The organism is Streptomyces sp. NPDC015139, assembly GCF_043079785.1.
Lineage (GTDB): Bacteria > Actinomycetota > Actinomycetes > Streptomycetales > Streptomycetaceae > Streptomyces > Streptomyces albidocamelliae.
This window is the reverse complement of the sequence record NZ_JBIBUW010000006.1, coordinates 356,726-368,182: the sequence shown is the minus strand read 5'-3', so window position 1 is coordinate 368,182 and position 11,457 is coordinate 356,726. Positions and strand designations below refer to the sequence as shown.

At 73.5% G+C, this 11,457-nt stretch carries 13 protein-coding genes; 5 read left to right on the top strand and 8 right to left on the bottom strand.

The features are described from left to right. Positions 1 to 95 precede the first annotated feature (95 nt). The gene (locus tag ACF08B_RS19270) at positions 96 to 770 is read right to left on the bottom strand and encodes a TetR/AcrR family transcriptional regulator (protein WP_392318438.1); all 675 of its coding nucleotides are present in this window, start codon (positions 768 to 770) and stop codon (positions 96 to 98) included. A gap of 243 nt (positions 771 to 1,013) precedes the next feature. Here ACF08B_RS19270 and ACF08B_RS19265 point away from each other — a divergent pair, with 243 nt between their 5' ends. Beyond that, positions 1,014 to 1,262: a DUF2630 family protein gene (locus tag ACF08B_RS19265; RefSeq protein WP_093479503.1), complete on the top strand. Its 249-nt coding sequence runs from the start codon at positions 1,014 to 1,016 to the stop codon at positions 1,260 to 1,262. Here ACF08B_RS19265 and ACF08B_RS19260 read toward each other — a convergent pair. The 4 genes from ACF08B_RS19260 to ACF08B_RS19245 all read right to left on the bottom strand — a co-directional run bounded on the left by ACF08B_RS19260 (position 1,250) and on the right by ACF08B_RS19245 (position 4,424). Then, complete coding sequence (locus ACF08B_RS19260; protein ID WP_392318437.1) at positions 1,250 to 1,984, bottom strand: HAD family hydrolase; 735 nt, start codon at positions 1,982 to 1,984, stop codon at positions 1,250 to 1,252. The two genes, ACF08B_RS19265 and ACF08B_RS19260, sit on opposite strands and share 13 nt — an antisense overlap. Before the next feature lie 10 nt (positions 1,985 to 1,994). Beyond that, positions 1,995 to 2,717: a phosphatase PAP2 family protein gene (locus tag ACF08B_RS19255; protein ID WP_392318436.1), complete on the bottom strand. Its 723-nt coding sequence runs from the start codon at positions 2,715 to 2,717 to the stop codon at positions 1,995 to 1,997. A 123-nt stretch (positions 2,718 to 2,840) separates the two neighbouring features. Beyond that, complete coding sequence (locus ACF08B_RS19250) at positions 2,841 to 3,776, bottom strand: M56 family metallopeptidase (protein ID WP_392318435.1); 936 nt, start codon at positions 3,774 to 3,776, stop codon at positions 2,841 to 2,843. A gap of 90 nt (positions 3,777 to 3,866) precedes the next feature. Continuing rightward, positions 3,867 to 4,424, bottom strand: coding sequence for a DUF5134 domain-containing protein (locus ACF08B_RS19245; RefSeq protein ID WP_392318434.1), 558 nt, complete (start codon positions 4,422 to 4,424; stop codon positions 3,867 to 3,869). 166 nt (positions 4,425 to 4,590) lie between these two features. On the opposite strand from ACF08B_RS19245, the gene ACF08B_RS19240 reads away from it, so the two are divergent. Together ACF08B_RS19240 and ACF08B_RS19235 are read left to right on the top strand one after the other, a co-directional pair. After that, the gene (locus ACF08B_RS19240; protein ID WP_392318433.1) at positions 4,591 to 6,258 is read left to right on the top strand and encodes an FUSC family protein; all 1,668 of its coding nucleotides are present in this window, start codon (positions 4,591 to 4,593) and stop codon (positions 6,256 to 6,258) included. Continuing rightward, positions 6,255 to 6,845: a MarR family winged helix-turn-helix transcriptional regulator gene (locus ACF08B_RS19235; protein ID WP_392318432.1), complete on the top strand. Its 591-nt coding sequence runs from the start codon at positions 6,255 to 6,257 to the stop codon at positions 6,843 to 6,845. Before ACF08B_RS19240 ends, ACF08B_RS19235 begins: the two co-directional genes overlap by 4 nt. Positions 6,846 to 6,879: 34 nt before the next feature. Here ACF08B_RS19235 and ACF08B_RS19230 read toward each other — a convergent pair whose 3' ends face one another. Then, positions 6,880 to 7,644, bottom strand: a complete 765-nt coding sequence (locus ACF08B_RS19230; RefSeq protein ID WP_392318431.1) for a VOC family protein — start codon at positions 7,642 to 7,644, stop codon at positions 6,880 to 6,882. Between the two features lie 273 nt (positions 7,645 to 7,917). Beyond that, entirely contained in the window at positions 7,918 to 8,310 is a 393-nt protein-coding gene (locus ACF08B_RS19225) for a VOC family protein (RefSeq protein ID WP_392318430.1), read from the bottom strand. Positions 8,311 to 8,378: 68 nt separating this feature from the next. Here ACF08B_RS19225 and ACF08B_RS19220 point away from each other — a divergent pair, with 68 nt between their 5' ends. Further along, the gene (locus ACF08B_RS19220) at positions 8,379 to 8,918 is read left to right on the top strand and encodes a GNAT family N-acetyltransferase (RefSeq protein WP_392318429.1); all 540 of its coding nucleotides are present in this window, start codon (positions 8,379 to 8,381) and stop codon (positions 8,916 to 8,918) included. A 27-nt stretch (positions 8,919 to 8,945) separates the two neighbouring features. On the opposite strand, the gene ACF08B_RS19215 is transcribed toward ACF08B_RS19220, so the two are convergent. Beyond that, a complete protein-coding gene (locus ACF08B_RS19215; RefSeq protein WP_392318428.1) occupies positions 8,946 to 9,629 on the bottom strand; it encodes a glycerophosphodiester phosphodiesterase in 684 nt (227 codons plus the stop codon). A gap of 402 nt (positions 9,630 to 10,031) precedes the next feature. Here ACF08B_RS19215 and ACF08B_RS19210 point away from each other — a divergent pair, with 402 nt between their 5' ends. Beyond that, positions 10,032 to 11,429: a DUF6421 family protein gene (locus ACF08B_RS19210; protein WP_392318427.1), complete on the top strand. Its 1,398-nt coding sequence runs from the start codon at positions 10,032 to 10,034 to the stop codon at positions 11,427 to 11,429. Positions 11,430 to 11,457 lie beyond the last annotated feature (28 nt).

The window sequence follows — 11,457 nt, the reverse complement described above, 5'->3', positions numbered from 1 at the left end:
AGGCCCGCTGCGGCAGGGTCCTGCGGGCCGACCGGGCGCGTGTCGGGGTCGCGGGGCGGACGATCCGCCCGTCCCGAGGGCGGCCCCGGGCCCGGTCACGGCTCGCTCGGGCGTTCCTCCGTCGCGAAGAAGCGGGACAGGTCGCGGTCGCGGCCCCCCGCTCCGGTGGCCGTCTCGCTGTCCGGCGGCACACCCAGCTCCCAGTCGAGTCCGTACCGCTGGAACAGTTCGGCCCGCAGGGCCGGCACCGGCATCGGCACCCCGGGCACCAGCGCCGCGAACACCGCGCCCATCAGCAGCGCCCGCAGCATCGGGTAGTCGACCGCGACGTCGTGCGAGCCGTACCGGGCGACCGTGTCGCCGAGCAGCTCCGAGAGCCGCCGCTGCTCCGGGCACTGGACGAACCCCTCGGCCTGGAGCAGCCCCGCCATGTGCTGGCGCATCAGCACCGGACGGTCCCGGGCCAGGCCGAGGATCGCGTCGACGGCCCGGGCCAGCCGCTCGCGCCCGTCGTCGGTGCGCGGCTCCCGCTCCAGCGCCTCCTCCAGCGTGCGGTGCATCAGCCGGTGCACGGCCGACTGCACCAGCTGGCGCTTGCCGGGGAAGTAGTACGACACCAGCCCCCGCGCCGAACCGGCTCGGTCCGCTATGTCGCCGAGCGTCGTGGCGTCGAAGCCGCGCTCGTCGACCAGCTCCACGGCGGCCTGGAGCAGCCGCTCACGGGAACGCCGCCGCAACTCTTCATTGACCGAGGCGCTGCGCGGGGACATCCTGTAACTCCTGCGTTGACTGGCTGCCAGCCAACTATACTCAACGCATCACGGGCGCCGCGGTACGCGGGGCCTGCCGAGGGCTGCCGTCCGTCTGGGGCGACGCGGGGGATCGTCTCAGACGGACGGTGCGGCGCGCCGGTCCTCGGCCCGTCATCCGCCCGTCCCGGTCCGCTGCTGTCGCAGACCCGCCGGTCCCTTCCTACAGTGGGCTCGGGTGCCGAGCCGAGGAGGCGGGTGGTCATGGAGCAGGACCAGCAGATCCTGAACAGGATCACGGAGATGGTCGAGGACGAACGCAGGCTCAGGGAGGCGCTCGCCTCGGGCGGGATCGACACGTCCACCGAGCAGCAGCGGCTGGGCCGCTTGGAGCAGGAACTCGACCGGTGCTGGGACCTGTTGCGCCAGCGCCGGGCCAAGGCCGAGTTCGGCGGGAACCCCGACGACGCGGAGGTGCGGCCCTCCTCCCAGGTCGAGGGCTACCAGGGCTGAAGCCGCCCGGACCGTGGCGCGGTCCGCCCCGCTCGGTCCACCAGGTCCAGCACCGGCAGCAGCGCGTCGGGCCGGTGGGCCACCGGCAGGTGGTCCACGAAGTGCACGCGGCAGCCGAGCGCGGCCGCGCCGCCGTCGGCCTCCCTGCTGTCACCGACCATCACCACCTGCCGGGGATCGACGCCCAGCGCCTCGCAGGCGACCGAGAACAGCCGCGGATCCGGCTTCTGCACCCCGTGCTCGTACGACAGCACGTACGCGTCGACGTACGGGTCGAGCCCGTGCTCGCGGAACACCGGGCGGAGGTCCCAGCCGATGTTGCTGACCACGCCCACGCCGACACCGCGCTCGCGCAGCGCACGCAGCACCACCACCGCGTCCGGGTAGGCAGACCAGGCGGCGGGCGACATGTGCCGCTCGTACAGGGCGTCGTGCAGGCCCGGGTCGGGCAGCGCGACCCGGCGGGACAGTCCCGTGTAGGCGGCCCGGTGCAGTTCCGCGCTCTCGTCCCGGACCGCCCACAGGCCGGCCAGGTCCGCCGGCAGCTCCACCGGCATCGCCCCGCCCGGCAGGGCGCCGGCCGCCTCCAGCGCCCGTACGGTCTCGGCCAGTTCGGGGCCGGACAGGGTGGCCCCGCGCTCGTCCAGCACCGCACGCAGCCAGGACTCGGTGGACTCGACACGGAAGAGCGTCCCGGAGAAGTCGAACAGCACGGCAGCCATGCGCCGGACCCTACCCGGGCCGGCGCCCGGGCCCCGGGCGCCGGCCGGGGAGCTCCGCGCGGCCGGATCGCGGCCACTCGTGGCCCACCACGGCCAGTGCCGCGATCAGCGCCCCCAGCAGCCAGCCGCCCAGCACGTCCGAAGGCCAGTGCACCCCGAGCCACACCCGCGTCACTCCCACGCCCACGACCGAGACCAGCGCCGCCGCCACGGCCGTACGCCACAGGACGCGACCCGCGCCGCGACGGTGCAGCAGCCACAGCAGGAGGCCGCAGACCACGGTGGCCGTCATGGCGTGGCCGGACGGGAAGGCCGAGTAGTGGGCCGAGTCCACCGGGTCCGGCCAGACCGGGCGCGGCCGGTCGACGGCAGCCTTCACCGACTGCTGCACGAGTGTCGCCGCCGCCACGCCGGCCGCCAGCCACAGCGCCGACCACCAGGCCGCCCGCCGCCACACCAGCCACACCGCCGCGGCGGCGGCGACCAGACGCATGGTCAGCGGATCCCACACCCAGTCCGTGAGCACCCGGAAGGCGCGGGTGACGCCGGTGTCGCCGACCGCCCAGCGGTGGGTGGTCCGGGAGACGTCCCCGTCCACGGTGAGCAGCGGGTGCCATCGGACGACTACGAGGACGAGCAGCAGCACGGCACAGGCGCCGAGAACGGCGGCCAGGAGGGCCGCGCCGCGCGGGGCACGGGGACGGGACGGGGAGACGACGGGCCGTGGTCGCATCCCGCGATCTTCGCCGACCGGATGCCCGCGGGGCCAGCGTGGGGGCGGAGTCCGGCGGTGGCGGGTCGCGGTGCGGGCGGGGCGGGCTGAGTCCACAGCTGTGCCCGCACGCCGGAGGCGGGCTCAGCCCAGCGCGCGCAGCCCCGGGATCAGGGCCACCAGTACCGGGATCACCGGAACCAGGGCGGCGGCCGCCGTCAGGCGCAGGCGGCGCAGCACGGGCAGGCGGTCGGGCGGGGTCAGGAGGCGGTGCACGCGCTGCGGCACATGCGCCTGCGGGGCGGGAGAGGGGCCGAACACCCCGCGCTCCTCGTTGAGTTCGACGAGTGCCAGCGCGGTGGTCAGCCGGCCGACCCGCCGGGAGGCCATGTCGTCGGCGGCCAGCTCGACCAGCCGGTGCATCTCGTCACGGAACCCGGCGAACACCGGGACCTGCGGGAAGCCGCCGGCCAGCGCGGCCGAGCAGTGCAGCAGCCAGTCGTGCCGGGCCTGCGCGTGCCCCTCCTCGTGGGCGACGAGCGCGTCGAGCTGACGTCCCTTCAAGCGGCGCAGTGCGGCGGTGGTGACGACCAGCCGAGGTGCCGTCCCGGGCAGCCACCAGGCGTCCGCGCGCTCGCCCTCCAGCACCACCAGCCGGTCGGCCGCCTGCTCCTCGCCCGGCAACAGCGGTGCGCGCACCAGGAGTTCGGCCCGCCGGTCACGCCGGCGCGCCCGGGTCCGTACGACCTCACGCACCAGCATCGCCAGACTCCACAGGCCGGCCGAGGCGAGGATCACGGCGGTGGGCGCCGCCCAGGGGCCGGCCGTGCCGAGGGCGTACGCGTCCACGACCGCGCGCGGAGCCGTGCCGAAGACGTGCCCGCGCACCGCCTGCCAGGCCGCCGCCGCACTGAGCGTCATCGACAGGGCGCAGCACAGCAGTACGGCCGCCACGACGCACTGCCACACCCAGAGGGCGAGGACCGGTTCACGGTCCGGCCAGTCGGCCCTGGCGAGCAGCCGCGGGGCGACGACGGCGGTCAGGGCGCCGAGCAGCAGCAGGGTCACGGGGACCATCATGGTCAGCACCCTATGAGTGCGAAGGGGCGCAGGGGTACGGTCCACGGCGCCAAGTGACGCAGGCAACGCGCCCTACCCCGGCGGGCGCCGTCACATGGTCAGCAGCATGGCCACCATCCCGATCCCCATGGACAGCCGGCACGCCCGGGCGAGCTCCGGACGGTCACCCCAGCGCGCCGCCACCACGCCGGTCCCGGCCCCGGTGCTGCCGGCCGGCACCAGCCGGGCGCCCGAGAGCAGCACGAAGGCGGTGAAGTACAGCAGGAGCCCGCCGGTCAGCAGGGGCACCCCCGCGCCGCCGTGCGCGTGGTGGGCGGCGGCCGGCGCCGCGGCCATCGTCACCGCCATGTAGACCATGGCCCCCGCGCCCACCAGGTGGTGCAGATGGTGCGTGCTCCTGCGCGCGGCCCACAGGGCGCGCAGGGCCGCCGCGCCGAACACCGCCGCGTACACCGGCCACGCCCACACCGGAGGGGTGAACGCCGCCGCCGGTACGGCCATCACGGCCATGCCGAAGCCCATCAGCGCCTCACCGCCCGCGGCGCGGCGCTGCTCCTCGACTCCGCTGCGCATGCGCAGCAGGCAGTAGGCCCCGGTGGCCGTGCACAGGGCGACCAGCAACCAGGCCGCCGACACCGGTCCGTGCACGCGCGCCTCCCCCTGCTCGACGTTCGGTCCAGGGATGCGATGCCCACCGGGCGCGGAGCGCACGCGAGCGCAAGGATGTACACGGGGAGCATTCGCCGGAGCACGCCTGGTGAGCGTGGCGGGAGGCTTAATCATTTACGAGTAAAACACATGCTAAATTAGATGGATGAGCAGTGCGACCACCCCCCGCCGTCTTCCCCTCGCCGGAGTCCTGCGGCTCGGCAGGCCCTCCGACATCTGGTTCAAGCCCGCGCTGAGCGTGGTCGCCGCGGTCGCCCCGCCCAACCTGATCCTGCTGGGCCTCGGCCGTCTCGACCTGGCCATGTACACGATGGCCGGATCGCTCTGCGCCCTCTACGGCCACAACCGTCCCTACGCCGCCCGTGCCCGCACACTGGCCTATGTCGTGCTCGGCATGGTCGGCGGCCTCGCCCTGTCCCTGCTCGCGGCGTCCCTGACCTCCGACGCCGTCGTCCTCGTCACGGTCGGCGCGCTCATGGCCGCCGCGCAGAAGACCGCGTGCGACGCCACCCGCGTCGGCCCGCCCGGCAACGTGGTCCTGACCTTCATCAGCTCCGCCTCCCTGTTCGTGCCGCAGACCCTCGGCCAGGTGCCCGGACACATCGGGCTGGCCCTGGCAGCGGGCGCCTGGGCGTGGCTGGTCGGCATGGCGCCCGGACTGCTCCGCCCGCACGGCCCCGAGCGCCGCGCCACCGCGACCGCCCTGAACGCCGCCGCCGTGTACGCCGACACCCATGGCACCGCCGACGGCCACGCCCGGGCCCGCGCCGCGAGCGCCGCCGCCATCCACGCCGCCTGGCAGTCGCTGCTCGCCACCGGCGCCCGCCCCGACCCCACCCGGCGCGCCCTCGAACAGCTCCTCGTCCGCGCCGAGGTCGCCCTCGCCGCCCCCGCCGACGCCGACCCCGCGCGACTGCGTGCCTGGGCCCGCGGCCTGCGCGGCACCGGACGGATCCCGCGTATCGCCGCCTCGCGCGGCGCCACGGACGAACTCCTCGGCGTGGCAGCCGAAGCCGCCCACCCTCGGCGCCCGTCGCGGCAGCGCCTCGCGCCCTTCGCCCCGATCGCCGCCCGCACCGCGGTCGGCTGCGCGCTGGCCGGCTACGCCTCCCTCGCGCTGGGCGTCGGCCGCCCCTACTGGGCGCTGGTCACCGCGGCCTCCCTCTACCAGGCCAACGTCAGCCTCACCTGGAACCGGGGCATCCAGCGCGTCGTCGGCAACCTCGTCGGGGTCCTCTTCTTCGCCGCCCTCGCCCCACTCGCCCATCTCCACCCGGCGGCGCTGGTCGTGTGCTGCCTCGCCCTCAACTTCGGCGCGGAGGCGCTGATCGGCCGCAACTACTGGCTCGGCACCGTCTGCGTCACGCCGATGGCCCTGCTCATCACCGAGTTCGCCCGCGTCCAGAACCCGGGACAGCTGATCACCGAGCGGGTCGCCGACACCCTCGTCGGCGCGCTGGTCGGCTTCGTCGCGGCCGTGGCGGTCACCAATCGCCGGGCGGGCGACCGCCTGGAACAGGCCCTGACCGCGGCGGAACGCGCCCGTGAGAACGCCGCCCGCCTGCTCGCCGAGCCGCGCCCGGCACCGCGCGCCCTGGAGTCCGCCCGTCGCATCCTCGCCGCCGCCCTGGTCGACCTGCGCGCCACGGCCGACGCGGCCGCCGGCGAGTGGTGGCAACGCGCCCTGCCCGAGGACCGCGTCGTACTCACCGAGCAGTCCGGACACCGTACGCTCGCCGCGACGGTACGGGCTCAGGGCCTCGCACCGCAGGACCACGACCCCGGCAGGACGACGGAGGACACACGGCCATGACGGCGACGAACGGCGAACCGGCGGCCGGGGCCGACGCGACGAACGACCGGCGGGCCCCGCACCAGGGCGCGACCGGCGCCGCAGGGAACGACACGGTCGCCGCCGTCGTCCGGCAGTGGCGGACCGTGCACCCCGAACTGGACACCGGGCCCATGGAGGTCATCGGCCGGATCAACCGCTGCGCCGCCCTCCTCCAGCAGGCCGAGGACGCTCCGCTGCGCCGGGCCGGTCTCAGCCGCCCCGAGTTCGACCTGCTCGGCGCGCTGCGGCGCACGGGCCACGAGCTGACCCCCGGGGACGTCGCCCGGGAGACCTTCTCGTCCGGGGCGGCCGTCACCAAGCGGCTCAAACAGCTGACGGAGCGCGGGCTGGTCGAGCGGCGCGTGGACGCCCGCGACCGCCGCGTCGCCCACGTACGGCTCACCGACGCTGGCCGCGACCTGGTGGACGGCATCCTGCCCGAGCAACTCGCCTACGAGACGGCCGTACTCTCCGTCCTCGCCCCCGAGGGCCAGGGCGAACTGGCCGGGCTCCTCGCCGAGCTGCTGAGCCGCCTGGAGGGCCTTTCGGGAGCACTGCGCGCGTAGGCGGCTCCCGGCAGCCCGGGGACCGCTCGACGGCTCACCCCTCGTCGGGCGCCCGGTACACCCCGAACGCCGCGCCCTGCGGGTCCCGCAGCACCGCGATGCGCCGGCCGTTCGGCATCGATGCGGGAGCCACGGACACGGCACCGTCCGCGCGTGCCGTGACCTCCGCCGCCGCGTCCACGTCGTCCACCGCGAAGTACGGCAGCCAGTGCGCCGGCACCTCTGACGGGAACCGGTCGCCCATGTCGAGCATGCCGCCGAAGTCCTCCCCGTCGACGCCCCACTGCGTGTACCACTGCGAGGCGCTGACGCTCCAGTCGAACACCGAGGTGTAGAAGTCCCGCGCCCGCTCGGTCTCCCGCGTCGCCAGCTCCACCCAGCCGAGCGTGCCCGGCGCGTTGAACAGCCCGGCGCCCGCGAAGGACCGCGCCTGCCACAGCTGGAAGGCCGCGCCCGTCGGGTCGACCGCCACCGCGAACCGGCCCACGTCGAACACGTCCATCGGGCCGAGGACCACCGTGCCGCCGGCCTCCTCCACGCGCCGCCCCGCCGCGTCGGCGTCGGTCACGGCGAACGACACGTTCCACGCCACGGGCTGGGACTCCTGGTACAGGGGGCTGAGGGCGGCCACCGCCGCGTCCCCCAGGTGCGCCACGGTGTACCCGCCCGCCTCCTGGCGCGGGTCGGTCTCCGGCCGCCACCCGAACAGCTCGGCGTAGAACCGCTTCGCCCCCTCCAGGTCGCTCGTCCCCAGCTCGGTCCAGCAGGGACCGCCGGTCACCGGCTTGTCGATCTTCATGGCGGTTCCTTCCGGCCGGGCGGGCCCGCCGCGGGGGGGAGCGGCGGAACGCCCCGGCTGCTCGGAGAACGACCGGCTCCTGCGCGGGCCGTGACCCGCGCGGGTGCCCTCGTTCCGCACGCTAGACCCCGCTTCCGCCGCAGGCCAACCGGGACCGCCAGGGGACGCGCCGGGCACCGCCGGCCCGGCCCAGGGCCTGTCGTTCGGATCATGCCGACGTCGCGGGCCGACAAGGCACCGTGAGCAAGGCCGGCCTGATCCGAACGACAGACCCTAGATCCCCGGCCGATAGCGCAGCGGATGGTCGGCCGGGATCTGTACCAGCACGATCCGGGTGCCGTCCGGGTCGGCGATCCACATCTCGACCAGTCCCCACGGCTCCTTCACCGGCGGCCGCACGATGTCGACGCCCTTCGCCCGCAGCTCGTCGTGCGCGCTCCCGACGTCCTCGACCTGCATCCACAGCGCGACGGCGGGCGAGGGCGGGGTGTCGGAGCGGCCGGAGACCTCGAGGAAGCCGCCGCCCAGGAAGTAGACGGTCCCGCGCTCGGGCCCCGTACCGAACTCCCGGTAGACGGACAGCCCCAGTTGCTCGCCGTAGAAGACGCGGGAACGCTCGGGGTCGGTGGGCCGCAGAAGTGTCCGGCCACTGAGTACATGCACCATGCATGCGGAGCCTAGTGGCAGGGTTACCCTCATCCCTGGCTCAGCACGCCCGAGATCGGAGACCGCCCATGGACACCCCCGCCGCCGGACTCGCCTTCCGCGACGCCACCGACGCCGACGTCGACGCGCTGGTCGCGCTGATCGAGTCCGCGTACCGCGGGGACGCCAGCCGGGCCGGCTGGACCACCGAGGCGGACATCCTCAAGGGACAGCGGACCGACCCCGAGGGCGTGCTGGCGGTCATCAAGTCGCCCGACAGCCGGCTGCTGACCGTCGAGCAGGACGACCGGGTCGTCGCCTGCTGCCAGCTCGAACACCGCGGCGACCACGCGTACTTCGGCATGTTCGCGGTCAGCCCCACCCTCCAGGGCGCGGGCCTAGGGAAGATCGTCATGGCCGAGGCCGAGCGCTGGTCCCGGGCGACCTGGGGCGTCACCGAGATGCACATGACGGTGATCTCCGTGCGCGAGGACCTGATCGCCTGGTACGAGCGCCGCGGCTACCGCCGTACGGGACGGATGTCCCCGTTCCCGTACGGCGACGAGCGCTTCGGCATCCCGCAGCGTGACGACCTGCGGTTCGAGCTGCTGGTCAAGGCGCTGGTGTGACGTTCGTGCGGGGGACCGGGCGCCGGGTCACGCCGTGAAGCGGCCCGTACGCTTGATCTCCGGATAGTCGGTCGTCGCGCCGTCCAGCTCCAGCGCGCGCACGAGCCGCAGATGCTCCTGGGTGTTGACCACCCAGCCGATGATCCTCAGCCCGGACTCGCGCGCGCGCTCGACCACCTCCAGGGTCAGCCGGCGGATGTTGAGGCAGACGGCCCCGGCGCCCACGGCGACGGCACGGTCCACCACGTCGGGGCCGTACCGGCTGGCGACCAGCGCGGTGCGCACGCCCGGAACCAGGCGGGCGATCTCGGCGACCGCGTCGTCGTGGAACGACGACACCTCCACCCGCCCGACCAGGTCGCGCCGGTGCATCACCTCGGCCAGCGCCCGCGCCGCGGCCACGTCCTTGATCTCGGCCTGCAGGGGCGCGCTCACCGCGTCCAGTACTTCCTCGAACACCGGCACCCGCTCCCCGCGGCCCGCATCCAGGGCGCGCAGCTCCGCGAGGGTCTTCTCGGCGATCGGCCCGGTGCCGTCGGTCGTGCGGTCCACCTCCGCGTCGTGCATGACGACGAGGGCGCCGTCCTTGCTCAGATGCAGATCCAGTTCGATGAGATCGAGGCCGGCGTGCTGCGCGGCGACGAAGGAACGAAGGGTGTTCTCGGGCTCGACACCCATGACCCCGCGGTGACCGATGGTAAGGAAGTTCAAGGTTCGACTCGCTTCCGTCGACGGCGGCTCGGCACGCGCGGAAGGGGCGGACGCCGTCGTCCGCGCGGGCAAGGCCGCAGCCTAGTCGCCGGGACCCGTGATGAACCCGCACGTGCGAGGGGGATCGGGGCGCGTCGCGGGCGCCGACTGGCCGGTATTGGTTTCCGCCTCACCCGGGGGTGGGCGAGTCCCCCATCCCCTTGACTGTCCGGTTCAACCCGTTCACACCTGTTCTGTCGGACATGTGAACACGGCGAAAGTGAGTGTGGTCACGGTTTACGGCAGGAAAAACATCGGTGACCAATGGGTTGGGCAGAATATTTTCCCGAGCAGCCCCTTGCTGAGAGAAACGGGGTATGCATACGGTGTCCATACGCGAGGTTCTCCCGTGGAGGATGGGACATGACGGAAATTCTTGTGCAGTCGGGTGTGGAGGGACAGCTTTCTCCGCTGACCAGGGTCGTTGAGCAGCCGGCCTGGCCCGTGCTCAAGGATGCCGTGGAGCAGATCCGGCCATGGCAGTCGAAGGACGGATCGATCGACTTCGAGGCCGAGGGCGCCCCGCGGCGCGCCGACGCCGTGGCGGCCGTCGAGCGTGTCGCCGACGCGGTCGAGCAGCTCTCCCCGCTGGTCCCGCACGACGCGGCGTACCACGAGGCGCTGGTGAAGGATCTGCGCCGCTGGGCCGAGGGCGGCTTCGAGGTGCCGGACTTCCTGGACTCCCTGCTGGCCTTCCAGCCCGCCGCGGACCGCCGGGACGGCCTGCAGCACCTGGTCGTCTTCCCGATGTACACGCAGAACGGCAACCTCGACCGCAACCTGGAGGCGGTCGTGCTGCGCATGGTCTGGCCCGAGTGGCTGGCCGAGCTGGAGCGCACGCGCTACGACAACCCGCTGTTCTGCGGCATCACGTTCGAGGACTTCACCGCGGGCTACGACACCAACTCCGCCGTCCTCTTCCCGGAGACGATCGCCGTGCGCGAGGCGCCGGAACGATTCTCCTGGGGTGGCATCTTCTGCGACCGCGAGGCCGCGCGCTTCCGCCGCGTGACCGCCGCCGCCGTCGACATCCTGGGCCTCACGCTGCCCGAGGACATCGCCGCGATGGTGCACGACCAGAAGCGCTGCGAAGACGCCTTCGTGCTCTGGGACATGGTCCACGACCGCACCCACAGCCACGGCGACCTGCCGTTCGACCCGTTCATGATCAAGCAGCGCCAGCCGTTCTGGATGTACGGCCTGGAGGAGCTGCGCTGCGACCTCACCGCCTTCAAGGAGGCCGTGAAGCTCGAGGCGGACGGCGTCCCGCAGGCCCGTGACGTGCAGTACGCCGTGCTCTTCGACCGCATGTTCCGCTTCCCGGTCACCGGCGACCGCAACCGCAACTACGACGGCCTCGGCGGTCAGCTGCTCTTCGCCTACCTGCACAAGCACGACGTCGTCCGCTGGACCGACAACAAGCTCGCCATCGACTGGGAGCGCGCCCCGCAGGTCACCAACCAGCTGTGCGCCGAGATCGAGAAGCTCTACAAGGACGGCATCGACCGCCCGAAGCTCGTGCACTGGTTCGCCGGCTACGAGCTCGTCTCCACCTACCTCGCCCCGCACCCCGGCTCCAAGTGGGCCAAGGGCCCGGACGCCCTGGACCTGGACCAGCCGCCGCGCAAGCTCGTGGACGACGTGCTTCCGGACGAGTTTCCGCTGAGCATGTTCTATGAGGCCCTGTCCAAGAAACTGAAGAACGTGATCGCCTCCACCAAGGGCATCACGGCGGACAGCGCCGAGCGGCTCGCCGCGTGAGCGACCGCGTCCAGAACACTGCTGCTTC